Annotated in this window: 21 protein-coding genes; 11 read left to right on the forward strand and 10 right to left on the reverse strand. The window is 71.5% G+C overall.

The genetic code is table 11. The features are described from left to right. Positions 1-27 precede the first annotated feature (27 nt). The 5 genes from AAFN69_RS16795 to AAFN69_RS16815 form a co-directional block, all read right to left on the reverse strand. On the reverse strand, positions 28-1,635 hold the full coding sequence (locus tag AAFN69_RS16795; RefSeq protein WP_347729320.1) for an FAD-dependent monooxygenase: 1,608 nt from the start codon (positions 1,633-1,635) through the stop codon (positions 28-30). A 277-nt stretch (positions 1,636-1,912) separates the two neighbouring features. Continuing rightward, entirely contained in the window at positions 1,913-2,791 is an 879-nt protein-coding gene (locus AAFN69_RS16800) for an amino acid ABC transporter permease (RefSeq protein ID WP_347729321.1), read from the reverse strand. Next, positions 2,788-3,462: an amino acid ABC transporter permease gene (locus AAFN69_RS16805; protein WP_347729322.1), complete on the reverse strand. Its 675-nt coding sequence runs from the start codon at positions 3,460-3,462 to the stop codon at positions 2,788-2,790. Before AAFN69_RS16805 ends, AAFN69_RS16800 begins: the two co-directional genes overlap by 4 nt. Positions 3,463-3,537: 75 nt before the next feature. Continuing rightward, positions 3,538-4,371 (reverse strand): glutamate ABC transporter substrate-binding protein, encoded by an 834-nt coding sequence (locus AAFN69_RS16810; RefSeq protein ID WP_347729323.1) that lies wholly within the window; start codon positions 4,369-4,371, stop codon positions 3,538-3,540. Positions 4,372-4,405: 34 nt separating this feature from the next. Then, positions 4,406-5,194, reverse strand: a complete 789-nt coding sequence (locus AAFN69_RS16815; RefSeq protein ID WP_347729324.1) for an amino acid ABC transporter ATP-binding protein — start codon at positions 5,192-5,194, stop codon at positions 4,406-4,408. A 477-nt stretch (positions 5,195-5,671) separates the two neighbouring features. Between AAFN69_RS16815 and AAFN69_RS16820 the strand changes: the two genes are divergently transcribed. Together AAFN69_RS16820 and AAFN69_RS16825 are read left to right on the forward strand one after the other, a co-directional pair. Then, on the forward strand, positions 5,672-6,373 hold the full coding sequence (locus AAFN69_RS16820) for a response regulator transcription factor (protein ID WP_347729325.1): 702 nt from the start codon (positions 5,672-5,674) through the stop codon (positions 6,371-6,373). 7 nt (positions 6,374-6,380) lie between these two features. Beyond that, on the forward strand, positions 6,381-7,778 hold the full coding sequence (locus tag AAFN69_RS16825) for a HAMP domain-containing sensor histidine kinase (protein WP_347729326.1): 1,398 nt from the start codon (positions 6,381-6,383) through the stop codon (positions 7,776-7,778). Between the two features lie 183 nt (positions 7,779-7,961). Here the strand turns inward: AAFN69_RS16825 and AAFN69_RS16830 are convergent, their stop codons facing one another. Next, entirely contained in the window at positions 7,962-8,960 is a 999-nt protein-coding gene (locus AAFN69_RS16830) for a TAXI family TRAP transporter solute-binding subunit (protein ID WP_347729327.1), read from the reverse strand. A 160-nt stretch (positions 8,961-9,120) separates the two neighbouring features. On the opposite strand from AAFN69_RS16830, the gene miaB reads away from it, so the two are divergent. Then, positions 9,121-10,638 carry a tRNA (N6-isopentenyl adenosine(37)-C2)-methylthiotransferase MiaB gene (miaB, locus tag AAFN69_RS16835; protein WP_347729328.1) on the forward strand — a complete coding sequence of 506 codons (1,518 nt, stop codon included), beginning with the start codon at positions 9,121-9,123 and terminating at the stop codon, positions 10,636-10,638. A 58-nt stretch (positions 10,639-10,696) separates the two neighbouring features. Continuing rightward, complete coding sequence (locus tag AAFN69_RS16840; protein ID WP_347729329.1) at positions 10,697-11,404, forward strand: hypothetical protein; 708 nt, start codon at positions 10,697-10,699, stop codon at positions 11,402-11,404. A gap of 171 nt (positions 11,405-11,575) precedes the next feature. Here AAFN69_RS16840 and AAFN69_RS16845 read toward each other — a convergent pair whose 3' ends face one another. Together AAFN69_RS16845 and AAFN69_RS16850 are read right to left on the reverse strand one after the other, a co-directional pair. Then, complete coding sequence (locus AAFN69_RS16845; protein ID WP_347729330.1) at positions 11,576-11,821, reverse strand: antitoxin; 246 nt, start codon at positions 11,819-11,821, stop codon at positions 11,576-11,578. 41 nt (positions 11,822-11,862) lie between these two features. Next, positions 11,863-12,300, reverse strand: a complete 438-nt coding sequence (locus AAFN69_RS16850; RefSeq protein ID WP_347729331.1) for a hypothetical protein — start codon at positions 12,298-12,300, stop codon at positions 11,863-11,865. Positions 12,301-12,484: 184 nt separating this feature from the next. Between AAFN69_RS16850 and miaA the strand changes: the two genes are divergently transcribed. The 6 genes from miaA to hflX all read left to right on the forward strand — a co-directional run bounded on the left by miaA (position 12,485) and on the right by hflX (position 20,882). Then, positions 12,485-13,423: a tRNA (adenosine(37)-N6)-dimethylallyltransferase MiaA gene (miaA, locus tag AAFN69_RS16855; protein WP_347729332.1), complete on the forward strand. Its 939-nt coding sequence runs from the start codon at positions 12,485-12,487 to the stop codon at positions 13,421-13,423. A 106-nt stretch (positions 13,424-13,529) separates the two neighbouring features. After that, positions 13,530-13,964, forward strand: coding sequence for a hypothetical protein (locus tag AAFN69_RS16860; protein WP_347729576.1), 435 nt, complete (start codon positions 13,530-13,532; stop codon positions 13,962-13,964). A 139-nt stretch (positions 13,965-14,103) separates the two neighbouring features. Then, entirely contained in the window at positions 14,104-15,039 is a 936-nt protein-coding gene (dapF, locus tag AAFN69_RS16865) for a diaminopimelate epimerase (protein WP_347729333.1), read from the forward strand. A gap of 143 nt (positions 15,040-15,182) precedes the next feature. After that, positions 15,183-17,495 carry an HD domain-containing protein gene (locus AAFN69_RS16870; protein WP_347729334.1) on the forward strand — a complete coding sequence of 771 codons (2,313 nt, stop codon included), beginning with the start codon at positions 15,183-15,185 and terminating at the stop codon, positions 17,493-17,495. A gap of 65 nt (positions 17,496-17,560) precedes the next feature. Continuing rightward, positions 17,561-19,096: a M1 family metallopeptidase gene (locus AAFN69_RS16875; RefSeq protein WP_347729335.1), complete on the forward strand. Its 1,536-nt coding sequence runs from the start codon at positions 17,561-17,563 to the stop codon at positions 19,094-19,096. Between the two features lie 259 nt (positions 19,097-19,355). Continuing rightward, entirely contained in the window at positions 19,356-20,882 is a 1,527-nt protein-coding gene (hflX, locus tag AAFN69_RS16880; RefSeq protein ID WP_347729336.1) for a GTPase HflX, read from the forward strand. 313 nt (positions 20,883-21,195) lie between these two features. On the opposite strand, the gene AAFN69_RS16885 is transcribed toward hflX, so the two are convergent. Next, positions 21,196-22,353: a hypothetical protein gene (locus AAFN69_RS16885; RefSeq protein ID WP_347729337.1), complete on the reverse strand. Its 1,158-nt coding sequence runs from the start codon at positions 22,351-22,353 to the stop codon at positions 21,196-21,198. A gap of 69 nt (positions 22,354-22,422) precedes the next feature. After that, a complete protein-coding gene (locus tag AAFN69_RS16890; protein ID WP_347729338.1) occupies positions 22,423-23,598 on the reverse strand; it encodes a hypothetical protein in 1,176 nt (391 codons plus the stop codon). 544 nt (positions 23,599-24,142) lie between these two features. Here AAFN69_RS16890 and AAFN69_RS16895 point away from each other — a divergent pair. Continuing rightward, positions 24,143-26,059 carry an IucA/IucC family protein gene (locus tag AAFN69_RS16895; protein ID WP_347729339.1) on the forward strand — a complete coding sequence of 639 codons (1,917 nt, stop codon included), beginning with the start codon at positions 24,143-24,145 and terminating at the stop codon, positions 26,057-26,059. Positions 26,060-26,176 lie beyond the last annotated feature (117 nt).

A 26,176-nucleotide genomic window follows, 5' to 3' on the forward strand; every position in this document is an offset into this window, starting at 1 on the left:
GGAGTAGACCATGGTGACCCCCATGGGTCAATTGATGTCCGCAGTGCGGTCGCTGGGTGTCTCAGCGGGTGCGCCGCCCCGGACCGCGTCCGCCGCCGCGTACAGCTCGGCCGGGCGCACCCCGGAGAAAGCCGCCACCAGATGGCCGTCCGGCCGCACCAGCAGGACCCAGTGCGCCGAGGCACCCGGATAGCCCTCCGTCACCAGCAGTTCGGCCCGTATCGGAAGCGCGCTCACCGCGGCCGCCAGCCGGGGCATCAGCCCCGCGCTCTGCCAGTGCCTGCGGTCCCACACCCCGGTACCGGGCGCCACCAGGACCACCAGCGCCCGTCCCTGCCCCAGCCGGTCGCGCAGCCGCGCGCTCGTGCCGTCCGGCGCCGTCACCCGGACATCCGCGACCGGTGCCCCCGCCGCCGTACCGACGGAGATCCGGGCCGGGGTGTGCTCGGGCGCGAGGGGGGAGTGCGCGTACACCGGGAGAGATCCGAGTGTCCCCTGCCCCACATGGCCGTCGCTCAGGAGGGTGTCCTGCCCGCGCGCGGCGCCGGGCAGACGGCCGCGCAGCGGGTTGCTCCCGCGCAGCCCCGACAGGGCCTGGTCGGCGGCGCGCAGCCGGGCGGCGACGGCGGTCCTGCGCTCGGCCTGATAGCTGTCCAGCAGGGCGTCGGACGGGCCGTGGTGCCAGACCTGCGCCAGCTTCCAGGCGAGATTCCCGGCGTCCCGCAGCCCCTCGTCGACGCCCTGCGTGCCGAGCGCGCCGAGCAGATGCGCCGCGTCGCCCGCGAGAAACGCCCGGTCCACGCGCCAGCGCCGGGCCAGCCGGTGGTGAACGGTGTGGACGCCGGTGTCGATGAGCTCGTACGGAGGTGTCTCCCCGCACCAGCCCGCCAGGGTGTCCCGGACGCGGGCCACCAGGGTGTCCGGGGTGACCAGTTCGCCACTCGGCGGAAGCAGCCAGTCCAGCCGCCAGGTGTCGTCCCGCAGCGGGCGGGCGGTGATCTCCGGGCCGCCGGACCGCCAGGGCGGCAGACGGTGCGACACGGCCTCGTCGGGCCAGGGGAGTTCGGCGCGGAGGGTGGCGACCGCATGCCGTTCCACGGCGGTGCGCCCGGGGAAGCGGATGTCGAGGAGTTTGCGGACCGTGGAGCGCGCGCCGTCGCAGCCCACCAGATGACTGCCGCGCCACCAGGTCGCCGCCGGGCCCCGGGTGTGCACGGTGACACCGTCCGCGTCCTGCTCCAGTGCGTCCATATGACTCTCGGTCACCACGGTGACCAGCGGCTGGGCACCGGCGGCCTCGCGCAGCCCGCGGGTGAGCGCATGCTGGGGAATGTGCAGGGGGGACGGCGGCGCGTCCTCGTCGTCGGCGCCGCCCAGCGGTAGTTGCCTGACCTGCTGTTTGCGCCGCATGGAGCGCCAGCCGGACCAGTGCGCGCCCTCGTCGCGGATGGTGGCGCAACCGAGCCGCTCGGCCATGGCGGCGGTATCGGAACGGAGCACGACGGTGCGCGCGGGACGCGGCTCTTCGCCGCCGTCGCTCTCGTCCAGCACGACGGACGGAACACTCTGCCGCGCGAGCGCGAGCGCGAGCGCCAGCCCGACCGGTCCCGCGCCGACAATGATCACCGGGTCCACGGCACGACTCCCCGGGCTTGCAGGGTCGGGCCGGCATAGGCGGTGGTGGTCCGGTACGTGATCACAGAACGTATGCAACCGATTGGGGGTTCCTGCGTCAAGTGACAGGAGAACGACATGGCCCGCACTGTTCGGCCGGATGCCGCAGCGGGTGGTTCCCGCACGGAGGGGGACCGCGCGGGGGCCGGGCCGCGGGCCGCGTACCGCACTGTACGAGGGCAAGGGAGAGGGGCGGTGGCACCGCCGCGCCACCGCCCCTCTCCCATCGGCGTACGGGTCAGACCCCGCCGCCGAGTCCTGCGTCGATCTTCTTGATGTCGACCACTGCCCCCGTGCTCTTCTTGGTCCGGCGGCTGCGGCTCTCGAGCCGGCCCGCCAGGCTGGTGAGCGCGAAATTGAGGACGACGTAGATCAGCGCGATGACCGTGAGCGTGGCGATGGTGTTGGCGCCGTAGTTCGCGGTGATCGGGCGGTTCTGGTAGAGCAGTTCGGAGAAGCCGAGGATCACGCCGCCCAGCGCGGTGTCCTTGACGATCACCACCAGCTGGCTGACCAGGGCCGGGAGCATGGCCGTGACCGCCTGCGGCAGCAGCACGAAGGCCATGCTCTGCCACTTGCGCATACCGATCGCCTTCGCGGCGTCCGTCTGCCCGTTCGGGAGGGAGAGGATTCCCGCCCGTACGATCTCGGCGATCACCGAGGCGTTGTAGAGCACCAGGCCGGTGATCACGGCGTACATCGGCCGGATGTCCGACTCGATGTCGGTGAACTGCACGAACGCGGCGCTCGCGAACACCATCAGCAGCAGCACCGGGATCGCGCGGAAGAACTCGACCACGATTCCGGCGGGCACCCGTACCCAGGCGTGATCGGAGAGCCGTCCGATGCCCAGAACCGCGCCGAGCGGCAGGGCGATCACCACGGCGATCGCGGCCGCCTTGACCGTCTCCCAGAGTCCGGGGAGCAGGAAGGTGGTCCATACCTGGGAGTCCGTGACGAACGGGCTCCATTTCTCCGCGGTCAGCTGCTCCTTCTCGGCCATGGTGGCGAGAACCCACCAGGCCGCGAGCCCGAGAAGGACGAGAAAGACGCCGGTGTAGAGCAGATTGCGCCGCTTGGCCCGGGGGCCGGGGGCGTCATAGAGAACGGAAGTCATCGCTTCACCGCCACGCGCTTGGCCACCCAGCCGAGGATCAGCCCGGTGGGCAGGGTGAGAACGATGAACCCGAAGGCGAAGAGCGCGAAGACGGCGAAGAGCGCCTGGGCCTCGTTCTCGACCATTTCCTTCATGAGCAGGGACGCCTCCGCGACGCCGATCGCCGCCGCCACCGTGGTGTTCTTCGTGAGGGCGATCAGTACATTCGCCAGCGGAGCCACGACGGAGCGGAACGCCTGGGGGAGGACTATGAGCGTGAGCACCTGGAAGAAGCTCAGCCCCAGCGCGCGGGCCGCCTCGGCCTGGCCGACCGGGACGGTGTTGATGCCCGAGCGCAGCGCCTCACAGACGAAGGTGCCGGTGTAGGCGATCAGGCCGAGCACTGCCAGCCGGAAGCCGGTGTCCTTGGAGTTGTCGCCGCCGAGTTCGAAGCCCAGTGTCTGAAAGAGGCACAGTGAGCAGGCGACGACGATCACGGTCAGCGGGATGTTGCGGACCACATTCACATAGGCGGTCCCGAAGGCCCGCATCATCGGTACGGGGCCGACCCGCATTCCGGCCAGCAGTGTTCCCCATATCAGGGAGCCCACGGCCGAGTAGAAGGCGAGTTGGACCGTCGTCCAGAACGCGCCGAGCAGGTCGTACTGCCCGGAATCAAGGAAGTCGAACACGTTGACCCGCGATCTCTCCTGGTTGGATCGTGGCGCGTGCCACCGGCCGGGGCCGGTGGCACGTCACCGCCGGCTTCAGCTGGTCTCGGTGATCTTCGGTGCCGGGTCGTTCTTGTAGTTGGCCGGGCCGAAGTTGGCCGAGACGAACTTCTCCCAGGAGCCGTCGGACTGCATCTTCTCCAGGGCCTTGTTGATCTTGTCCCGGAGCTCCTTGTCGCCCTTCTTGAGGCCGATGCCGTACGGCTCGTCGCTCATCTTCAGGCCGGCGAGCTTGAACTTGCCCTGGTGCTCCTTCTGCGCGGCGAAACCGGCAAGGATGGAGTCGTCCGTGGTCAGCGCGTCAACAGCCTTGTTCTCCAGGCCGGTCAGGCACTCCGAGTACCCGCCGAACTCCTGAAGGTCCGCCTTGGGCGCCAGCTTCTCCTTGACGTTCTGCGCCGAGGTCGAGCCGGTGACCGAGCACAGCTTCTTGCTGTTGAGGTCCTCGGGCTTGGTGATGCCCGTCTCGTCGGTGCGGACCAGCAGGTCCTGGTGGGCGAGGAAGTACGGTCCGGCGAAGTCGACCTCCGCCTTGCGCTTGTCGTTGATCGTGTACGTCGCCGCCACGAAGTCGACATCACCGTTGCGGATCAGGTTCTCGCGCTCCGCGCTGGGGGCCTGCTTCCAGACGATGTCCTTGGCCTCGTACCCGAGCTCCTTGGCGACATACGTGGCGACGTCGACGTCGAAGCCGGTGTACTTGCCCTCGGGCGTCTTCAGGCCGAGACCGGGCTGGTCGAACTTGATGCCAACGGTGATCTTGTCTTTGCCGCCGCCACTGTCGGAACCACTGTCACCGCCGCACGCGGCGAGGGTGAGCGAGAGGGTGAGCCCCGTGGCGATGGCCACGGATACCTTGCGGAGCTTCATGGTGAACATCCCTTACGTCGTGATTCGTCGGTCGTCAGTGGTGCAGGATCTTCGACAGGAAGTCCTTGGCCCGGTCGCTGCGCGGGTTGTTGAAGAACTCATCGGGCGCGGCCTCTTCGACGATCCTGCCGTCGGCCATGAAGACCACCCGGTTCGCGGCGGAGCGGGCGAAACCCATCTCGTGGGTGACGACGACCATCGTCATCCCGTCCCTCGCCAGCTGCTGCATGACTTCGAGGACCTCGTTGATCATCTCCGGGTCGAGAGCCGAGGTCGGCTCGTCGAAGAGGATGACCTTGGGGTCCATGGCCAGCGCACGGGCGATCGCGACGCGCTGCTGCTGACCGCCGGAGAGCTGGGCCGGGTACTTGTCGCACTGCGACCCCACGCCGACCCGGTCGAGAAGCCGGCGCGCCTTCTGCTCGGCGGCCTTCTTCTCCGTCCTGCGGACCTTGACCTGGCCCAGCATCACGTTCTCCAGCACAGTCTTGTGTGCGAAGAGGTTGAACGACTGGAAGACCATGCCGACATCGGCGCGGAGCCGGGCCAGCTCTCTGCCCTCCTGGGGCAGCGGCTTGCCGTCGATCGAGATCGCACCGGAGTCGATCGTCTCCAGGCGGTTGATGGTGCGGCACAGTGTGGACTTGCCGGACCCGGAGGGTCCGATGACGACCACGACCTCGCCGCGGGCGATGGTCAGGTCGATGTCCTGGAGCACGTGCAGCGCGCCGAAGTGCTTGTTGACGTTGTTCAGTACGACCAGGTCACCGCCGGCCGCCGGCACAGCGTCTGCGGCACCCTTGGTTACTGATACTCCGCTCATCGGCTTGTCGCTCCGTCCTCCTCGGTTGGGAGGACATTAGTGACGTGGTGCGACCAGCGTCATTACATCTGAGCGGAAATTGAGCATAACGATATGGCTTCAGGCGGACACTATGGGTGAAGGAGGTGACGTCCGGCGTACCGGGTGGATAACGGAAACCGGCTGGTGGGGAAATGCCACTTGACTCCCCGGCGGGGATCGGGATTGATGCCGTGGTGCGCCGCGCGCCGCGGCACCCGACGTACCGTGCGCCGGAGCCCGGCCGGGACCGCACACTGGAACCCGTGAACCGGACCCGGGCGAGCCCGGCGCCGCGCGCGGGACCGTGCACCGCGCAGGTTCGCACCGCGGCTCACGCCCGCCCGGCCGGGAGTGCCGGTGCCGATCGGGAGCCGGTGCCGATCCGGGGCCGTACGACCGCGCACCACCGACCGCACCACCCGGCCGCCGGCCGAATCGCATGACCGAAGGGGGTCCATGAGGCTGCTGCTCGTCGAGGACGACAACCATGTCGCCGCCGCGCTCTCCGCAGTGCTCGCACGGCACGGCTTCGACGTGGTCCACGCCCGCAACGGCGAGGAGGCGCTGCACTCCGTGCTGCCCGCCTCCCACCCCGGCAAGCCGCCGTTCGGCGTGATCCTGCTCGACCTCGGGCTGCCCGATCTGGACGGTTATCAGGTGTGCGGCAGGCTCCGCAAGATCACCTCGACACCGGTGATCATGGTGACCGCCCGCTCCGACATAAGGTCCCGGATCCACGGGCTCAACCTCGGCGCCGACGACTATGTGGTCAAGCCGTACGACACCGGGGAACTCCTCGCCCGTATCCACGCCGTCAGCAGGCGCAATCCCTCCGCCGACGATCTCGCGGGCGAGGTGGGCAACGCCCTGACGCTCGGCACGGTCACCATCGAGCTGCCCACGCGCCGCGTCAGCGTCGGCGGTGAATCCGTACAGCTCACCCGGAAGGAATTCGACCTGCTGGCGCTGCTCGCCCAGCGGCCGGGAGTGGTCTTCCGCCGCGAGCAGATCATCAGCGAGGTCTGGCACACCAGCTGGGAGGGGACCGGCCGCACCCTTGAGGTGCATGTCGCCTCCCTGCGCTCCAAGCTCCGCATGCCCGCCCTGATCGAGACCGTCCGAGGCGTCGGCTACCGGCTCGTGGCCCCGACTGCCTGATCCTCCTGTGCGCACTCGACTCCTTCCCCTCCTCATCGTCCTGATGGCGGGCGTACTGCTCGCCCTCGGCTTTCCGCTCGCCGTCAGCCTCGCCGCGGCCCAGCAGCAGCGGGTCGTCGTGGACCGGATCGACGACACCGTGCGGTTCGCGGCGCTGGCTCAGTTCGTCACCGACTCGGGCAGCGTGGACGGCCGGCGCTCCACCCTGCGCGAGCAGCTCAACCGCTACAACGCCACCTACTCGATCAGCGTCGGCATCTTCTACCGCGACGAGACGGCCATGGCCCTCGCCCCCGAGGGCTGGTCCCTCCCGGCCCGGGGCACCGCGGGGTACCAGGCGTTCAAGGAGGCCCTGACGGGGCGGCGGAGCCAGGATCCGCCCCAGGTCTGGCCCTGGCAGGACAAGGCCCGGCTGGTGGTCGCCTCGCCGGTGGTGCGCGACGGCGATGTGGTCGCCGTGGTGCTCACCGAATCCCCCACCGGGCAGCTGCGCGCCCGGGTCCTGGAGGGCTGGCTGCTGATCGCGGCGGGCGAGGGCGCGGCGATGCTGCTCGCCGTCGGCGCCGCCTTCCGCCTCACCGGCTGGGTGCTGCGCCCCGTGCGGATCCTGGACGCGGCCACCCACGACATCGCCACCGGCCGGATGAACTCCCGGGTCGCGGCGGCCGGCGGCCCGCCGGAACTGCGCCGGCTGGCGCGCTCCTTCAACGAGATGGCCGACAACGTGGAGGAGGTGCTGGAACAGCAGCGGGCCTTTGTCGCCGACGCCTCCCACCAACTGCGCAACCCGCTCGCCGCACTGCTGCTCCGTATCGAACTCCTCGCTCTCGAACTGCCCGAGGACAACCAGGAGATCGCCTCGGTCCGGACCGAGGGCAAACGCCTCTCCCAGGTCCTCGACGACCTGCTCGATCTGGCACTGGCCGAACACACCTCCGCCTCCCTCGAAATCGTCGACATCGGCGAACTCGCCGCCGAGCGCATAGCCGCCTGGAGCCCGCTCGCCGATGAGAAGGGTGTCCGCCTCACCGGGCGGCTGACGGCGATCACCGCCTGGGCCGACCCCATCGCCCTCTCCAGCGCCCTGGACGCCGTGATCGACAACGCGCTCAAGTTCACGCCGAGAGGGGAGGAGGTCACTGTCTCGGTGGCCTCGGAAGGCAACAGCTGCACCATCGTGACCACGGACGGCGGCCCGGGTCTGACCGATGAGGAACTGGCCCGCATCGGTGACCGCTTCTGGCGCAGCGGCCGCCACCAGAACATCAAGGGCTCGGGTCTCGGGCTCTCGATCTCCCGCGCACTCCTCTCGGCGGGCGGCGGGCGCATCTCCTACGCCCACCACACCCCCCAGGGCCTCAGGGTGACCGTCACCCTGCCGCGTACCGCCCCGGGAGCGGCGTGAGGCCATGAGCCGGGAGACCGCCGGGCACCGCCTCGCAGGGGCGAGCTCTTCCCGATGACCGCGGTCTCCGTCGGCGAGGCCGGACGCCCGGACCCGGACGCCCGGACCCCGGACAGGAATGGGCGGAGTGGGGCGGGTGACAGCGGTACGGACGGGGATGCGGAGAGGGATGACGAGCGAACGTCAGGGCTTCTCCGAGACGTAGTAGCCCTGCGCCCCTTCGTGCAGTGGCAGCGGATCCGTGTAAATCGCCGTTCTCAGGTCCACCAGCTGGGCCGGATGGACCGTGTTGCCTATGCGATCCCGGCTCTTGATCACGGTGCGGGTGAACCCCTCCACCATCGCCTTCTCCACCCCCTCCGTGGTCACCAGCAGATTCGCCACCGCCATCGTCGGCACCGGCACATTGTTCTGAGCGCGCGGGTAGGCGTCCGCCGGCATCACCGCGAGGCGGTAGTAGCCCGTCACATCGCTGGAGGCGTGGACCCGGTCGACGAGTGCCGGCTTCAGCGGCACCAGCCGTACCTCCATCTGCTCGGACAGCTTCCGCACCGCTCCGGTCGGCAGACCGCCCGACCAGAAGAAGGCGTCGAGCTCCCCGAGCTCCAGGAGCCCGGGCACGGTGTCTATCCCGGCGGGCACCGGTGTGATGTCCGAAGCCGGATCCAGCCCGGACGCCGCCAGCAGCCGATCGGCCACCAGCCGCACCCCCGACCCCTCCGGCCCGACCCCCACCTTCCTGCCGCGCAGATCCTCCACCCCGCGCACGGAGGAGCCCCGGGGAACCACCAGCTGCACATAGTCGTCGTAGAGCCGGGCACACCCGCGCAGACGCTCCGCGCCCGGTTTGCCGTCCCGTATGTACTTCGCGACCGCGTCGGCCGTGGCGATGGTGAAATCCGCCTCGCCCGAGGCCACCCGCGCGAGATTCTGCTGGGATCCCTCGCTCAGCCGCAGCTGTATCTCGACATCGGGCATGTCCCTGGCCAGGGCGTCCTTCAGCATGGCGCCGTACCGCTGATAGACACCGGTCTGCAAGCCCGTACTGAAGGTGATCGACCCCTGTGGCCGGGACTCGCCGAGGGGCAGCAGCCACCAGAACACCACTCCGAGCAGCACCACCAGGGCCGTCGACGCCTGGACGGCGCGACGGCGGCTGATACGGAATGTGGCCTGGAACATGTTTGCGATCCTGCCAGGTGACTCCCTGTAATGACCAGGCCCTGGCGAGTGGACGCCACAAGCGGAACCGCTCCTCCCGGCGATCACGGCCCCGCACGGCCCTCGGCGGACCGCGGGCTCCCGGGCATGAGCTGCCCCGGTCACCGCCTACCCTTGTCACATGACCAGCAGCGACCGGAGCCAGGCAGTGGACGTTCAGCGCAGTTATGAGATCCGCACCTACGGGTGCCAGATGAACGTCCATGACTCCGAACGGCTGTCCGGACTGCTGGAGCGGGCCGGCTATGTGCGCGCCCCCGCGAACGCCGACGGCGACGCCGATGTCGTCGTCTTCAACACCTGCGCGGTCCGGGAGAACGCGGACAACAAGCTCTACGGCAACCTCGGCCGCCTCGCGCCGATGAAGACCCGGCGCCCCGGAATGCAGATCGCCGTCGGCGGCTGTCTCGCCCAGAAGGACCGCGACACTATCGTCACCAGGGCTCCCTGGGTCGATGTCGTCTTCGGCACGCACAACATCGGCAAGCTGCCCGTCCTGCTGGAGCGCGCCCGCGTCCAGGAAGAGGCGCAGGTGGAGATCGCGGAATCGCTGGAGGCGTTCCCCTCCACCCTCCCGACGCGCCGCGAGTCCGCCTACGCCGCCTGGGTCTCGATCTCCGTCGGCTGCAACAACACCTGCACCTTCTGCATCGTGCCCGCCCTGCGCGGCAAGGAGAAGGACCGCAGGCCCGGCGACATTCTCGCGGAGATCGAGGCGCTCGTCTCCGAAGGCGTATCCGAGATCACCCTGCTCGGCCAGAACGTCAACGCCTACGGCTCCGACATCGGCGACCGCGAGGCATTCAGCAAGCTGCTGCGCGCCTGCGGGCGGATCGAGGGCCTGGAGCGCGTCCGGTTCACCTCCCCGCACCCCCGCGACTTCACCGACGACGTGATCGCCGCGATGGCGGAGACGCCCAATGTGATGCCGCAGCTGCACATGCCCCTGCAGTCCGGCTCGGACACCGTCCTGAAGGCGATGCGCCGTTCCTACCGGCAGGAGCGGTTCCTCGGGATCATCGAGAAGGTGCGCGCCGCGATCCCGCACGCCGCCATCTCCACCGACATCATCGTGGGCTTCCCCGGCGAGACCGAGGAGGACTTCGAGCAGACGATGCACACGGTCCGCGAGGCGCGGTTCGCCAACGCCTTCACCTTCCAGTACTCCAAGCGCCCCGGCACCCCCGCCGCGACCATGGACGGACAGATCCCGAAGGCCGTCGTCCAGGCCCGTTACGAGCGGCTGGTCGCCCTCCAGGAGGAGATCTCCTGGGCCGAGAACAAGAAGCAGGTCGGCCGGACCCTGGAGATCATGGTCGCCGAGGGCGAGGGCCGCAAGGACGGTGCCACCCACCGGCTCTCGGGCCGTGCCCCGGACAATCGCCTGGTCCACTTCACCAAGCCGGACGGCGAGGTCCGCCCCGGTGACGTGGTGACCGTCGAGATCACCTACGCCGCCCCCCACCATCTGCTCGCCGAGGGGCCGGTCGCCGCCGTGCGCCGCACCAGCGCGGGTGACGCCTGGGAGAAGCGCAATGCCAAGCCCGCCGAACCGGCCGGTGTGATGCTCGGTCTGCCGAAGATCGGTGTCCCGGAGCCGCTGCCGGCCGCCGCGGCGCCCGCCTGCGGTCTGGGCTGACCCGGCCGCGCCCGTCCGGTCCCCGGACCGCGGCCCGGTACGCACTAGGCTGCCGATCATGCTTGTCGCCGCCGCAGTCTGTCCCTGCCCGCCGCTGCTGGTGCCCGAGGTCGCCGCGGGCGCCGCAGCCGAACTCGACGCCGCGCGGACCGCGTGTGCCGACGCGGTCGGAGTCCTCGCGGCCGCCCGGCCCGGTCTCCTGGTGGTGGTCGGACCCGCCGACGAGGACGGCCGGGGCGTCCACCGTGCCGGCGCGGCCGGCTCCTTCCGCGGCTTCGGGGTCGACACCGGCGTACACCTCGGTGTCGGGCCCGCCCAGGAACGCCCGCTTCCGCACTCCCTGTCCGTCGGGGCCTGGCTGCTCGGCCGGGCGCGCTGGGCCGCGTCCCCGGTGGAGGGGCTCGGTGTCGGCGAGGACTCGGCACCGGCGTCGGCCCTGGCCGCCGGGCGCGATCTGGCCGCCCGGGCGGACCGGGTGGCCCTGCTGGTGATGGGCGACGGCAGCGCATGCCGCACCCTGAAGGCGCCGGGCTATCTGGACGAACGGGCCGAGGGCTTCGACACCGAGGTGGCCCGGGCGCTCGGCGACGCGGATACCGCCGCCCTGGCCGCGCTGGACGCGTCACTGTCGTACGAGCTCAAGGCGGCCGGCCGCGCCCCCTGGCAGGTGCTCGCGGGCGCCGCGGAGGGCGCCGGTCTCGGCGGGCGCCTGCTGTACGAGGACGCTCCGTACGGCGTCGGTTACCACGTCGCGACCTGGTCCTGACCCGTCCGCACGGAACGGCACCGCGAGGACAGCACGGAACGGCACCGCAAAGACAGACAGGCAGACGAACAAACAAACAAACAGACGGACGGCCGCGGAGCGAGATGCTCCGCGGCCGTCCGCCGTTGAAATCCACCGGATTCCGGAAGCCGGCGGGCTCCCGGGGTCCGATCAGGACGTGGGCGGCTTCGGCGGGTTGCCGCCGTCATCCTTGTGCGCGATCCGGTCCAGGGCCTCTTTGGCCTTGCCGGTGCCGGTCACGATCTTGTCGCTGTACTTGCCCTTGGTCCGTGCGTCGACCGCGTGCGCGGCCTTGTCCAGACCCTGCTCGATCTTGTCCCCGTGCTGCTGCGCCAAGTCGGAGACCTTCTCCTTGGCGGGGGCGAGCTTGGCCTTCAGGTTGTCCAGGAGACCCATGGGGCACCTTTCGTCGTGGGACTGCGTGCGACTGTGTGAACTTATTTGCGGGCGCCCTCGCCGGCCTCGCGGTCCGCGGCCTCCCCGGCCGACTGCTGCCGGGGAATCTCCACACTCTCCGCGACCGTATCCGCTGCCTTCGCTTCCTCCGCCGTACCGGCTTCGGTCACCTCGGCCGCCGCCTTCTCCGCGCCGTCCGCGGGCTCGGCGCTCTCCGTGCCCGCACCGCCCTCAATATCCTGCGGAGCGGCCTGCCGCACCGCGTCCGCCGTGTCCTTCGAGCTCTCGGTCCGCTCCGTCCCGGCGGTATCCGCGGTATCCCGCGCGGCCGGGTCCGCGGACCCGGCCGTGTCCTCCCGTCCGGCCCCGGGCTCCGCCGCCAGGGTATCCGCGCCCGCTTCCCCGGCCGGGGAAGCCTGCGTGTCCGTGACGTCCCCGGATCCCTTGGACCGGCGAAGGAACCATGCAAAAACGCCCATATTTTCTCCATAGCGTACTCGGGTGGGTGAAGATCCGCGCTGCCCTGAGCCCTCTGCTGCCGGTGCCCCCGGGCAGTCGGCGGGGAGACCGGTGTTCGGAATCCCGCAACAGGCAACGAAGCCCCGAGCGGGGCGTCACCTCGCTCATTCGGGGACATCGGCCGGAGTTTGCGAGACTGGGGCGGTGAGTAGCTCAGCTCCCGCACCGCGGGTCATCACCGTTGTCGGTCCCACCGCGGCCGGAAAGTCCGATCTGGGGGTCTTCCTGGCCCGCCGGCTGGACGGGGAAGTCGTCAATGCCGACTCCATGCAGCTGTACCGGGGGATGGACATCGGCACCGCGAAACTGACGGTGGAGGAGCGCGGGGGAGTCCCCCACCATCTGCTCGACGTCTGGGACGTCACCGAGACCGCCAATGTCGCCGACTACCAGAAGCTCGCCCGGGCCGAGATCGACCGGCTGCTCGCCGAGGGCCGTACCCCGGTCCTGGTCGGAGGGTCCGGGCTCTATGTGCGCGGAGCCGTCGACGCCCTCGACTTCCCCGGCACCGACCCCGCGATCCGCGCCCGGCTGGAAGAGGAACTGGCCGCCTCGGGCCCGGGCCCGCTGCATGCCCGGCTCGCCGCCGCCGATCCCGGCGCGGGCCGCGCCATCCTCCCCGGGAACGGCCGCCGGATCGTCCGGGCGCTCGAAGTGATCGAGATCACCGGCAAGCCCTTCACGGCCAATCTGCCCGGCCCCGACAGCGTCTACGACACCGTCCAGATCGGTGTCGACGTGGCCCGCCCGGAGCTTGACGAGCGCATCGCGGACCGGGTGGACAGGATGTGGGAGGCCGGACTGATCGACGAGGTGCGCGCACTGGAGGCGCAGGGGTTGCGCGAGGGGCTCACGGCGTCACGCGCCCTGGGCTACCAGCAGATCCTCCGGTCGTTCGCGGGCGAGTGCACCGAACAGGAGGCGCGCGACGAGACCGTGCGTGCCACCAAACGCTTCGCGCGCCGTCAGGATTCATGGTTCAGAAGAGATCCGAGGGTGCATTGGCTCAGTGGCGCCGCCGCCGACCGCGGGGAACTTCCCCAGCGGGCGCTGGCGTTGATCGAACGAGCGGTTACAGCCTGATCACGTGATGGCATCGGGACGCCCTGCCTGTCATTTCGGCGCCCCCGGCCGTGCCATCATCGAGCATCGATCGACTGTGGAGTCCGAGTGGGGAGGGCGGGTGGCGATGGAGGCCGGCCCTCATGACACCGACCGGCAACGGCGGGACGCCGTCGCCGGCGCACCCGGTCTGAGCCCCGACGGTCCCGACGAGAGTCTTCTGGCGGACGAGGTCGAGGTCGAGCTCCGGCCCGCCCGCCGGCTGCGGATCTGGCAGCTCGCCCCCATCGTCGCCCTGGCGGCGATCGGATCCCTGATGTTCGGCTTCCCCCTGGCCTTCAGCACGAGCGGCGGCGCCGTCGTCGCCATGCTCGGACTGCTGATCAGCTGCTGTGCCGCCGGCTGGGGAGTGATGGCCGCCCGCCGGGTCGGCCACACCTGGCCCGGACTGCCGCCGCGCGGCTCCGGCGAACGCCCCGACTGGCGGGTGATCGCCCTGTACGTCGGTGTCGGCGCCCTGCTGGTCGCGCTCGCCGTCTGGCGCGTCGCGCGCCTGCGCTGACGGCTCCGCCCCTCCGGCGGAGGCGTGGCCGCGCCCCTCGCGCACCGGCATTCCGTCCCGTACCGCACGGCCGCCGTGCACCCGTGTCCCACCCGCGCCGGGGCGGCCGCGGAGCCGGGTGTCGTACCCCCCTCGTACGATGGACCATGTGAGCACCGCACCGCCTCCGGCATCCGCATCGAAGCCGCCCGTCGCCTTCCTCAAGGGCCATGGCACGGAGAACGACTTCGTCATCATCCCCGACCCCGGCAATGAGCTGGAGCTGTCCGCCCCGGCGGTGGCGCGGCTCTGCGACCGGCGTGCCGGGATCGGCGGGGACGGCGTGCTGCATGTCGTGCGGTCCGCCGCCCACCCCGAGGCCAGGGCCATGGCGGACCGGGCCGAGTGGTTCATGGACTACCGCAATGCCGACGGCTCGATCGCCGAGATGTGCGGCAATGGCGTCCGTGTCTTCGCCCGGTATCTCCAGAGCGCGGGGCATGCGGAGGCGGGCGAGTTCCCGGTGGCGACCCGCGGCGGGGTCAAGACCGTGCACATCGCCAAGTCCGGGCCCGGCGGCGAGGCGGGCGACATCACCGTCCACATGGGCCGTGCCGTGCTCCCGGCGGAGTCCGTCACCGTCACCGTGGACGGCCGGGTCTGGCCCGCCCGCAATGTGAGCATGGGCAACCCCCACGCGGTGGCCTTCGTCGACGACCTCCGGCACGCGGGCGACCTCTTCACCGAGCCGGCGTACACCCCGGCCGGCGCGTATCCCGACGGGGTGAACATCGAGTTCGTCGCCGACCGGGGGGAGCGCCATGTGGCCATGCGCGTCCATGAGCGCGGCTCCGGCGAGACCCGCTCGTGCGGCACCGGCGCCTGCGCCGTCGCGGTCGCGGCGGCCCGCAGGGATGGCGTCGATCCCTCGGTCACCGGACTCCCCGTCACCTACACCGTGGATCTTCCCGGCGGACGGCTGCTCATCACCGAACGGCCGGACGGCGAGATCGAAATGACCGGCCCCGCGGTGATTGTGGCAGAGGGCCGCATAGCGCCTTCGCTCCTCGTACACTCGGACACCACAACCGGATAGAGCTTCGCTCGAATGGGTGATCCGGTTCACGCTCGGCGAGAGCCGGACTGCTCCACGTGGTGGGCTCGGTAGCATCAAGCACCGGCCCGGAGGGCGTTCCCGCCCTTTCTCTCGCCGGTCGAATGCCGCCCGGAGGTGCCCCCATGAGTGCAGAGGCCGTCAACCCTGGTGCCCACAGCCGCAGACGCGGCCGTCCCAGGATCGACCTCCGCAGGCTGGGCCGGGCGGCTCTGCTCGGACCGGCCGGGCGCGACCGGCTGCCCGACGCCATCGGGCATGTCGCCGACGCCCACCGGGCCCACCACCCCGAAGCCGAACTGGCCATCCTGCACCGGGCGTACGTGCTCGCCGAGTCGTCCCACCGCGGCCAGTTCCGCAAGAGCGGCGAGCCCTACATCACCCATCCGCTTGCCGTCACCCTGATCCTCGCCGAACTGGGCGCGGAGACCACCACCTTGACCGCCTCCCTGCTCCACGACACCGTCGAGGACACCGAGGTGACCCTCGATCAGGTGCGCAAGGGCTTCGGCGCCGAAGTCGCCTATCTCGTCGACGGCGTGACCAAACTGGAGAAGGTCGACTACGGCGCGGCGGCCGAGCCCGAGACCTTCCGCAAGATGCTCGTCGCCACCGGCAACGACGTGCGGGTCATGTCGATCAAGCTCGCCGACCGGCTGCACAATATGCGCACCCTGGGGGTGATGCGCCCCGAGAAACAGGTCCGCATCGCCAAAGTCACCCAGGACGTGCTCATTCCGCTCGCCGAACGGCTCGGTGTGCAGGCGCTCAAGACCGAGCTGGAGGATCTGGTCTTCGCCATCCTCCAGCCCGAGGAGTACGAGCGGACCCGCGCCCTGATCGCGGAGAACGCCACCGCCGGTGCCGCCCTGGACGCCATGTCCGAGCGTTTCCGGGCCGTACTGCGCGAGGCGGGCATCCCCGCCGAAGTCCACATCAGGCCGCGCCACTTCGTCTCCGTCCACCGCACCCGCGCCAAACGCGGCGAGCTGCGCGGCACCGACTTCGGCCGGCTGCTCGTCCTCGTCGGCGAGGACGCCGACTGCTACGGAGTCCTCGGCGAGCTGCACACCTGCTTCACCCCGGTGATCTCGGAGTTCAAGGACTTCATCGCGGCACCCAAGTTCAACCTCTACCAATCGCTGCACACGGCCGTCGCGGGGCCCCGGGGGGCGGTGACCGAAGTCCTCATCCGCACCCACCGGATGCACAAGGTCGCCGAAGCCGGGGTGATCGCGCTGGGCAACCCCCATCTCCCCTCCGAGCACACCGCGACCGCGCCGGGCGCCGCCGAACCCGCCGACGGCGAGCGCGCCGATCCCACCAGGCCCGGCTGGCTCTCCCGGCTCCTGGAATGGCAGGAATCCACACCGGACTCCGACACCTTCTGGTCCTCCCTCCGCGCCGATCTGGCACAGGACCGGGAGATCACGGTCTTCCGCGCGGACGGCGGCATCCTGGGGCTCCCGGTGGGCGCCACCTGTGTGGACGCCGCGTACGCCCAGTACGGCGAACAGGCCCATGCCTGTATCGGGGCCAGGGTCAACGGCCGCCTCGCCACCCTGAGCACCGTGCTCAGCGACGGCGACACCGTGCAACTCCTTCTCGCCCATGACGCGGACGGCGGCCCCGGGACGGCGGCGGACAGCCGGGAGACCCCCGACCGCCATGCGCCGGCGGAGGCCTGCACGGACACCGATCCCCGGGACGCCGATCCCCGGGACACCGATCCCCGGGACACCGATCCCCGGGACACCGGCGCCGCGCGCCGCGACGGCATCGCGGCGTTCGACGGCACCCACCGGGACCAGGGCAGCCGCGACAGCGTCTTCGGCCCCTCCCCGGAATGGCTCGACCACGCCCGTACGCCCGCCGCGCGCATCGCCATCACCGCCTGGCTGGACGCGCACCCCGAAGGGACACCGGCCCCGGAGGCGGTGGTCCGGGGCCGGGCACCCGTCGCCGCCGAGGCCGACCGGCTGCCCGCCGCGAATGCCGTCGTCGATCTGCCGGACGCCACCGTACGGCTCGCCGGCTGCTGTACACCGGTGCCGCCCGACGCCGTCACCGGCTTCACCGTGCGCGGCGGTGTGGTGACCGTGCACCGGGAGGAGTGCTCCGCCGTCACCCGGATGAAGGCCCGCGACCGCCGGCCGATCCCGGTCCGCTGGGGCGACGCCGCCGGATGCCGGGTCACCCTGGTCGCCGAGTCCTTCGGCCGCCCCCGGCTCCTCGCGGACCTCACCGAGGCCATCGCCGTGGAGGGCGCCGCCATCGTGTCGGCCACCGTCGAACCGCCGAGCGAACAGCGCGTACGCCACACCTACACCCTGCAACTCCCCGACGCCGCCGGACTTCCGGCGCTCATGCGGGCGATGCGCGATGTACCGGGTGTGTACGACGTCAGCCGTGCCCAGCATCCGGCGGCCACCGGCTGACCTCATTCGGGTGGTCCGGCGCGCGCCGCCGCACACCCCGCCGGATGCGCTGATAGCCGTAGGGCATGCCGTCCATTTCCACGGACCCGCGCGGGCCCGCCGCGGTCCGCGCACCGCGTTCCTCCCGGTTCCCCGCGTCCTCCCCCGGTCGCCGACGCCTGCGCGCGGTACTGCTGGCCGCCGCCTCGGCCACCCTGGTCGCCGCGGCCCTGCCGCCGCCCGCCCCGGTTCCGCTGGGCATCGGTGACCCGCTCTTCCCGCACCTCGGGAACCCCGGGTACGACGTACAGAGCTATGACATCGCCTTCACCTACCGCGGCAGCAACACCGCCCCGCTGGACGCCGTCACCACGATCGACGCCCGGACGACCGGACAACTGGAGCGGGTCAATCTCGACTTCACCCACGGCACGGTGAGCGCGGTGGAGGTCAACGGCCTCCCGGCGGAGTTCGCCGCCGCCGGCGAGGACCTGGTCGTCCAGCCCGCGCTGCCCCTGCCGGCCGGTTCCCGGCTGCGGATCACCGTGCGGCACACCAGCGACCCCCGGGGTGCCGCCGCCGGCGGCTGGGTGCGCACCGGGGACGGGCTGGCGATGGCGAACCAGGCCGATGCCGGGCACCGGGTCTTCCCCTCCAACGACCATCCGTCCGACAAGGCCCACTTCACCTTCCGGATCACCGCGCCCAGCGAGCTCACCGCGGTCGCCAACGGCCTGCGGACCGGCAGGGAGGTCAACGGCGCCACCACCACCTGGGCGTATCGGACCGTGCACCCCATGGCGACCGAGCTGGCACAGGTCTCGATCGGCGACTCCGCGGTGCCCACCCGGGAGGGCCCCCGCGGGCTGCCGGTGCGCGATGTGGTGCCCGCCGCCGACCGCGACGAACTGGAGCCCTGGCTGCGGAAGACCCCCGGCCAGATCGCGTGGATGGAGGGGAAGGTCGGCCCGTACCCCTTCGAGAACTACGGTGTGCTGATCGCGGATGCCGACACCGGCTTCGAGCTGGAGACACAGACACTCTCGCTCTTCGAACGCCGGATCTTCGCCGGCGGGCTCTTCCCCGAGTGGTACGTCGACTCGATCATGGTCCACGAACTGGCCCACCAGTGGTTCGGCGACAGTGTCTCGCCCCGCGCCTGGTCCGATCTCTGGCTGAACGAAGGGCACGCCACCTGGTACGAAGCCCTCTACGCCGAGGAGACGTCCGGGCACACGCTGGAGAAGCGGATGCGCCAGGCGTATCGGCGCTCCGACGCGTGGCGGGCGGACGGCGGCCCGCCGGCCGCACCGGAGCCCCCGGCTCCCGGGGAGAAGATCAGCCTCTTCCGGCCGGTGGTGTACGACGGCAGCGCACTGGTGCTGTACGCCCTGCGGCAGACGATCGGCGCGGACGCCTTCGACCAGCTCCAGCGGGCCTGGGTGCGGACCCACCGGGACTCCACGGCGACCACCGCGGACTTCACCGCGCTGGCCGCGCGGATCGCGGGGCGCGATCTGGACGACTTCTTCCGGGGCTGGCTGTACGCGGAGAAGACGCCGCCGATGCCGGGGCACCCCGACTGGACGGTGGTGCCGACGAGCACCCCGGTACGCGGCTGACGCCCGCGGAGCCCGGGTCGGGCCCGGCGCCGGGTGTCCGGGGCCCGGCGGCCGGGGTTCGGGAAACCGGTGGAAACCCGGATGACGCCCCGGTCGGCACCGTGGGAACATCGACGGGTCGACGACGGAGCCGGGACCGGACCCGAATCGGTGATCCGCAGGGGAATCATCCGAGCCCGTCACCCGTTGTGACTGTGAGAGGCCGTCCCGGATCCGTCCGGCGGCCCCTGAGAACCATCCTCATCAACGTAAGGATCCAATGACCTCCTCTTCATCCCCTTCCCAGGACGAGCAGCGCTCCGAGAAGCAGAGCCGCGCCGGCTCCGCGGAGACTGACGCCGAGACGCGTTTTGAGAGCCTTCGGGCCGATGCCCTGATGGAAGAGGACGTCGCCTGGAGCCACGAGATCGACGGAGAGCGGGACGGCGATCAGTTCGACCGCTCCGAGCGGGCCGCGCTGCGGCGAGTCGCGGGCCTCTCCACCGAGCTGGAAGACGTCACCGAGGTCGAGTACCGGCAGCTGCGCCTGGAGCGTGTGGTGCTGGTCGGTGTCTGGACCTCGGGCACCGTGCAGGACGCGGACAATTCCCTCGCGGAGCTGGCGGCTCTCGCCGAGACGGCGGGCGCGCTGGTGCTCGACGGTGTGACCCAGCGCCGTGACAAGCCCGACCCGGCCACCTACATCGGATCGGGCAAGGCACAGGAGCTTCGGGACATCGTGCTCGAGACCGGTGCGGACACCGTCGTGTGCGACGGTGAGCTGAGCCCCGGGCAGCTGATCCATCTCGAGGATGTCGTCAAGGTCAAGGTGGTCGACCGGACCGCCCTGATCCTCGACATCTTCGCCCAGCACGCCAAGTCCCGTGAGGGCAAGGCGCAGGTGGCCCTGGCGCAGATGCAGTACATGCTGCCGAGGCTGCGCGGCTGGGGACAGTCGCTCTCCCGGCAGATGGGTGGCGGCGGCGGTGGCGGCATGGCCACCCGAGGCCCCGGTGAGACCAAGATCGAGACGGACCGGCGCCGGATCCGCGAGAAGATGGCGAAGATGCGCCGGGAGATCGCGGAGATGAAGACCGGCCGTGAGATCAAGCGGCAGGAGCGGCGCCGCAACAAGGTGCCCTCGGTCGCCATCGCCGGATACACCAATGCCGGAAAGTCCTCGCTGCTCAACCGCCTCACCGGCGCCGGAGTCCTGGTGGAGAACTCCCTCTTCGCCACCCTGGATCCGACCGTCCGCCGGTCCGAGACGCCGAGCGGCCGGATCTACACCCTGGCCGACACCGTCGGATTCGTACGGCATCTGCCGCACCACCTCGTCGAGGCGTTCCGTTCCACCATGGAGGAGGTCGGCGAATCCGATCTGATCCTTCATGTGGTGGACGGATCACACCCGGCGCCGGAGGAGCAGCTGGCCGCCGTGCGCGAGGTGATCCGCGATGTGGGCGCGCTCGACGTGCCCGAGATCGTGGTGATCAACAAGGCCGACGCGGCCGATCCGGTGGTGCTCCAGCGGCTGCTCCGCATCGAGCGGCACGCGATTGCCGTATCGGCCCGGACCGGTGCGGGCATCGAGGAGCTGCTGGCGCTCATCGACGCAGAGCTGCCCCGGCCCGAGGTGGAGATCGAGGCGCTGCTGCCCTACACCGAGGGCGGTCTCGTCTCGCGGGTGCACGCCGACGGCGAGGTTCTCTCCGAGGAGCACACCTCGGAAGGCACCCTGCTCAGGGCCCGTGTCCATGAGGAGCTGGCGGCGGCCCTCGCGCCGTATGTGCCGGTGCCTCACTAGATTCGCCCACCGGTCTCCGTGACCGGGCGCCATCGGCGCCCGTGACCGGAGCCGGCGACGGAAGTGCCCGTCCCTCCGCGTGAGGGGCGGGCACTTCTCCGTTTCCTCTTCCTCCGAGGTCCCGCGCCGGATCGCCGGCCCGGTCCGGCTGCTGTTCCCCGCCCCGCCCGGTCCTCCGCTCGTTCCCCGGCCCGGTCCTCCGCAGGTTCCCCGGCCCGGTTTTCCGACAGCCCCGGTCCCCCTGCCGGGTCCGGTCGCGGTCCCCGCCGGCGTCCCCGTTCCGGCGGGGGCGTTTCCGCCCGCCCGGGCCGGGTCACCCGCCCGCGTACTTCTCGCTGACCGCCGTGTAGATCCGCCGCGCCCCCTCGTCGAGCCGCGGCCCCGCGAGCCAGCCGGCGGTGTCGGAGGAGATGGAGGTGTTCGAGACCAGGACCGACCGGCCGTCCGGCCCTCCGGCGAACCAGCCGCCGCCGGAGGAGCCGCCGGTCATGGTGCAGCCGATGCGCCACATCGTCGGCGCGCCGGGGGCGAGGGAGAGCCGCCCCGGCCGGTCGATGCACTTGTGCATGATCGCGCCGTTGAAGGGATGAGCGGCCGGATAGCCCCAGGCCCCGATGGAGGGGATGTGCCGGGCGGCCGGAGCGTCGAAGTCGACATCGAGGGCGGCACCGACGGTCTCCTCCAGGGACTTGGTGCCCTCCTTCGGCCGTACATGCATGACCGCGTAGTCGTACGGGGCCCCGGCGCCCCCGTCCGGGCCGCCGAGACCGATCCACTCGGCCGAGGTCGACACCCAGTCCGCCCAGTAGACGCCGTAGGGCGTGACCTCGTGCGGCCGGGCCGACCCCAGTGAATCGGGGGTCAGGCCATGGTCGTTGTAGGCCGGTACGAAGGCGATGTTGCGGTACCACCCACCGTCCCGCCCGGCGTGGACACAGTGGCCCGCGGTCCAGACCAGATTCGACCTGCCGGGGCTCCGCGGGTCCTTCACGACCGTCGCCGAGCAGACCATCGGCCCGGCCGGGCCGTCGAAGAAGACCTTGCCGACCGGAGCGGCGTTCCGGTGGTACGGCCTGGCCTCCTCCTCCGCGGCGACCGGCCGCGGCTCCGGGTCGGTGACCCCCTGGTCACCGGGGGCGTCGCTCTCCGCGAGCGTCTGGGGTGGCGGCTGTGCCGCGTTCATCCGCTCCGGCCGCCACAGATCCTCGATCACGGGATTGGTGAAGTCCTGGGCCTCCCGGCGCCAGCCGTCCTTGTCCCAGTTCCGCCAGTCACCGTCCCGCCCGCCGTCCGCGCCGAAGCCGCCGTTCCCGCCACCGGCCGGCCCACCGGTGACATCCCCGGCCGTACCGGCCGACGCCGGCGCGGCGGGGACCGGATCGCCCGGGGCTGTCACTCCGCAGGCGCCGATGGCCGCCGCCATCGCCAGGGCGACGACGGCGGTGGCCGGCGAAGAACGCTTGGATCGCATGGGTGCGAGCCCCCTCCGGGTCTTCTCTACCGCCCGGGGGAGCTCCCGCTGCCCACCGCCGGTCCGGAACTACCGTCCGGCGAACTTCTCACTCACGGCGTTGTACACGGCTTCCGCCTCTTCGCCCAGCCTGGGGCCGGCCAGCCAGCCGGCCGAGACCGGGCCGATCGAGGTGTTGGACACCAGCGCGGGCCGGCCGTCCCGGCCGGCGGCGACCCAGCCGCCCCCGGAGGAACCGCCGGTCATGGTGCAGCCGATGCGGTACATCGTCGGCTCCTCGGCCCTGACGGAGAGCCGGCCGGGGGCGTCCGCGCACTGGAACATCCGCTCACCGTCGAACGGCGCCGCCGCCGGATAGCCGGTGGCCGTCATTCCGCTGATCTCCGGGGCCGCCGGGGCGCTGAACTCCACCGGGAGCGCCGAACCCACCGTCTCCTCCAGCGACTTGCCCTTGCCGCCCTTCTCCGGGGTCACATGGATCACCGCGAAGTCGTACGGAGCCCCCTGGCCACCGGTTTTCGCCCCCCGGGCGATCCACTGGTCCGAGGTCTGCACCCAGTCACCCCACCAGACGCCGTGCGGGGCGATCTCCGCCTTCGGCGTGCCCTCCAGCTCCGACGACGGCTTCGCGCCGTCGTTGTAGGCAGGCACGAAGGCGATGTTGCGGTACCAGCCGCCCTTCTTGCCCGCGTGAACACAGTGACCGGCCGTCCACACCAGATTCGACCTGCCGGGGTTGGCCGGGTCCTTCACGACCGTCGCCGAGCAGACCATCGAACCACCCGGGCCGTCGAAGAAGACCTTGCCCGCCTCGGCGGCGTTCGCACGGTACGGGGCGTTCACCGCCCGCGCCTTCACCGGCGCGGGCGCCGGGTCGGTGACACCCTCGTCGCCCGGGATGTCCCGGTCGATCGGCTGCTCCGGCGGCTTCTCCGCCTCACGCATCCGGTCCGGGTCCCACAAGTCCTCGATGATCGGATTGACATAGTCCTTCGCCTCGCGAAGCCACTTGTCCCTGTCCCAGTTCCTCCACTCGCCGCCGCGCCACGCGTCCAGATCGATACCGTGCTCCTTGAGCCGGTTCCTGAGCTCCTCCGGGATGGTTATCCCGCCCTCCGGCCCCTGGCCGGCGGGGGTGCTCGGAGCGTCGGCCGCGGTGTCCCCGCCCGGCCCGCAGGCGGTGAGGGCCAGCGCGAGCACGGCGGATATCGCGGCAACAGCCGGCTTCGGGCGAATGGGTCGCATCTCGTGATCCCCCTGGGACTTCGTGCTTCGGTACATGTGAACCGCGGAACCGGACCACCGTGCCGCCGAGTTGCGCCGCGCCGGGCTCCGGGGAACCCGAAGCGGCGCGGCCGCGGCGGACCCGATCCCTCCCCGGAACGCGGACCAGACTATGCCGGTGCCGTGGGGGACGGCACGCGGCCGGTCCGCGGTTCCGCGGGCGCAAGGATCTTCGCGCCGCCCGTGATCCCCGCCCCGGGAGGTCGTTGGTGTGGGTGGGAGCACGGACGGGCACGGCCGGCGGACACCGTGCCGCCGGCCGCCGCGGCACACCGGCGCGGCGGGATCTCCCGGACGGGCCCCGGCCGCCCCGACGATCTCGGGGCGGCCCGGCCGCACCGCCGGCCCCCGGTGGGACACCCCGCGAGAAAGCCGGGAACAATCCCCGGAGCCACCCGCGCGGCCCCCGGGCCGGGCCGGGGAACTCCCCTGTGAACCAGGGTCCCGGCCCGCCCGCCTCGTCCGCAGCACCCCGCCCCCGCCCCGCTCAGCCCCGAGGAGCCATGTGATCCCCCACCCCGGAACCGGCGCCCCCCGCACCCGCGAGGACGGCGCCGGCCATGTCGCGGACGCCCGTACGCCGGATCTCCCGCATCCCGGCGCCGAGCCGGCCGTCCCCCGCCAGTACCGGGGGCACCGGAACATCCGGCAGCCGTTACCGGCGACCACCGCGGCCGGCGCCTCCGCCGTCCCGCCGTCCCCCGATCCGCTCGACGGACCCGACCCCGAACGCGCCGCGGACACCGCGACGGCCGAGAATCTGCTGCGCTGCTGGGTACGGGAGAACGACATCGGCATGCCCCCGGGCCCGGTGCTGCGCATTCCCCTGCCCGCCAGCGGCACCGCGCTGCTCGTCCCGGTCCGCTACTGGTCAACCACCGGATGGCACCGCTTCGCGCCGCCTGCCCTGGAACACTCGCGGGCCGGTGCCGGGCCGGCCGACGCCGTGACCGTCGCCGCCCTGCTGAGCCGGGAGGCCGGTCCCGCCGGGGCCGGCCGCGATCTGGTGGGGCGGGTCGCCGACTCCGTACGCCGTACCGCGCTCTTCATCGCCGAGCGCCGGGCCCACCCGGACCCCGCCCCCGGGGCGGATCTCTTCCTCACCGCCGAGCAGTCCCTGACGCTCGGCCATCCCCTCCATCCGAGCCCCAAGAGCCGCGAGGAATTCACCCCGGCCGAGAACCGCCGCTGGTCGCCGGAGTCGTACGGATCCTTCCGGCTGCACTGGATGGCTGTCGACCGGTCGGTCCTGGCCGCGGATTCGGCCTGGACCGAACGCGGCCGGCTCGTCCCCGCCGACCGTCTGGCCGCGCGGTTCCTGGACGGCCCCGCCCTCCCCGAGCACACCGCCGCCCTTCCCCTGCACCCCTGGCAGGCCCGTGAGGTGACCCACCGCCCCGCCGTCGCCGCGCTGCTCGACGCCGGCCTGCTCCGCGATCTGGGACCGCGCGGCGCCCACTGGCACCCCACCTCCTCCCTCCGGACCGTGTACCGCCCGGGCGCCGAGGCCATGCTCAAGCTCTCGCTCGGCGTGCGCATCACCAACTCCCGCCGCGAGCACCTCCGCAAGGAGCTCCACCGGGGGGTGGAGGTCCACCGGCTGCTGCGAACCGGCCTCGCGGAACAGTGGCGGGCGGCCGACCCGGGGTTCGACATTGTGCGCGACCCCGCGTGGCTCGCTGTCGACGGCCCCGACGGCACACCCGTGGCCGGGCTCGACGCCGTACTGCGCCACAATCCCTTCGGCCCCGGCGACGACGCCGTCTGCGTGGCGGGCCTCACCGCACCGCGCCCGCGCCCCGGCCATCGCGGGATGGTCTCCCGGCTCGGGGACATCGTGCACCGGCTGGCCGCGCGCACCGGCCGGCCCGCCGGCGCGGTGGCCGGCGAGTGGTTCCTCCGCTATCTCGATCACTGCGTCCGCCCCGTGCTCCGGCTGGACGCCATCGCCGGGATCGCCCTCGAAGCGCATCAGCAGAACACCCTGGTCGTCCTCGACCCCGACGGCTGGCCCGCCGGAGGCCGGTACCGGGACAATCAGGGGTACTACTTCCGTGAGTCACGGCGGACCGAGCTGGATCACCGGCTCCCGGGGGTCGGCGTCGCGAGCGACACCTTTGTCGCGGACGGCGTGGTGGACGAGCGATTCGTCTACTACCTCGGGATCAACAACATTCTCGGTCTGATCGGAGCCTTCGGGGCCCAGCGCCTGGCAGACGAGCGGGTGCTGCTCGCCGCCCTCCGGCGGTTCCTGGCCTCCGCCGCGTCCATCGGTTCGTCCCTGCCCGCGAGGCTGCTGGAATCGCCCACCCTGCGCACGAAGGCGAATCTCCTCACCCGGCTGCACGGCCTCGACGAACTGATCGGTCCCGTCGACACCCAGTCCGTCTATGTCACCATCACCAACCCGCTCGCCCCCTGACGCATGAGGGGCCGTGTCGCCGGGCGTGGCCCGGCCGCCGGGGCCCGCCTGCGGAAGGTGCTATTCCGTAACCCTCGCGGGGGCGGATTCCGAGGGGAACGGAGCGCGGTGTCAGTG

The organism is Streptomyces sp. CAU 1734, from assembly GCF_039888735.1.
In the GTDB taxonomy this organism is placed as follows: Bacteria; Actinomycetota; Actinomycetes; order Streptomycetales; family Streptomycetaceae; genus Streptomyces.

Coding starts and splice junctions, on each gene's coding strand:
- AAFN69_RS16800 (WP_347729321.1), bottom strand. CDS start 2,791: ATGACTTCCGTTCTCTATGACGCCCCCGGCCCCCGGGCCAAGCGGCGC.
- AAFN69_RS16810 (WP_347729323.1), bottom strand. CDS start 4,371: ATGAAGCTCCGCAAGGTATCCGTGGCCATCGCCACGGGGCTCACCCTC.
- AAFN69_RS16815 (WP_347729324.1), bottom strand. CDS start 5,194: ATGAGCGGAGTATCAGTAACCAAGGGTGCCGCAGACGCTGTGCCGGCG.
- AAFN69_RS16820 (WP_347729325.1), top strand. CDS start 5,672: ATGAGGCTGCTGCTCGTCGAGGACGACAACCATGTCGCCGCCGCGCTC.
- AAFN69_RS16830 (WP_347729327.1), bottom strand. CDS start 8,960: ATGTTCCAGGCCACATTCCGTATCAGCCGCCGTCGCGCCGTCCAGGCG.
- miaB (WP_347729328.1), top strand. CDS start 9,121: ATGACCAGCAGCGACCGGAGCCAGGCAGTGGACGTTCAGCGCAGTTAT.
- AAFN69_RS16840 (WP_347729329.1), top strand. CDS start 10,697: ATGCTTGTCGCCGCCGCAGTCTGTCCCTGCCCGCCGCTGCTGGTGCCC.
- AAFN69_RS16845 (WP_347729330.1), bottom strand. CDS start 11,821: ATGGGTCTCCTGGACAACCTGAAGGCCAAGCTCGCCCCCGCCAAGGAG.
- AAFN69_RS16850 (WP_347729331.1), bottom strand. CDS start 12,300: ATGGGCGTTTTTGCATGGTTCCTTCGCCGGTCCAAGGGATCCGGGGAC.
- AAFN69_RS16860 (WP_347729576.1), top strand. CDS start 13,530: ATGGAGGCCGGCCCTCATGACACCGACCGGCAACGGCGGGACGCCGTC.
- dapF (WP_347729333.1), top strand. CDS start 14,104: ATGGACCATGTGAGCACCGCACCGCCTCCGGCATCCGCATCGAAGCCG.
- AAFN69_RS16870 (WP_347729334.1), top strand. CDS start 15,183: ATGAGTGCAGAGGCCGTCAACCCTGGTGCCCACAGCCGCAGACGCGGC.
- AAFN69_RS16875 (WP_347729335.1), top strand. CDS start 17,561: ATGCCGTCCATTTCCACGGACCCGCGCGGGCCCGCCGCGGTCCGCGCA.
- hflX (WP_347729336.1), top strand. CDS start 19,356: ATGACCTCCTCTTCATCCCCTTCCCAGGACGAGCAGCGCTCCGAGAAG.
- AAFN69_RS16885 (WP_347729337.1), bottom strand. CDS start 22,353: ATGCGATCCAAGCGTTCTTCGCCGGCCACCGCCGTCGTCGCCCTGGCG.
- AAFN69_RS16890 (WP_347729338.1), bottom strand. CDS start 23,598: ATGCGACCCATTCGCCCGAAGCCGGCTGTTGCCGCGATATCCGCCGTG.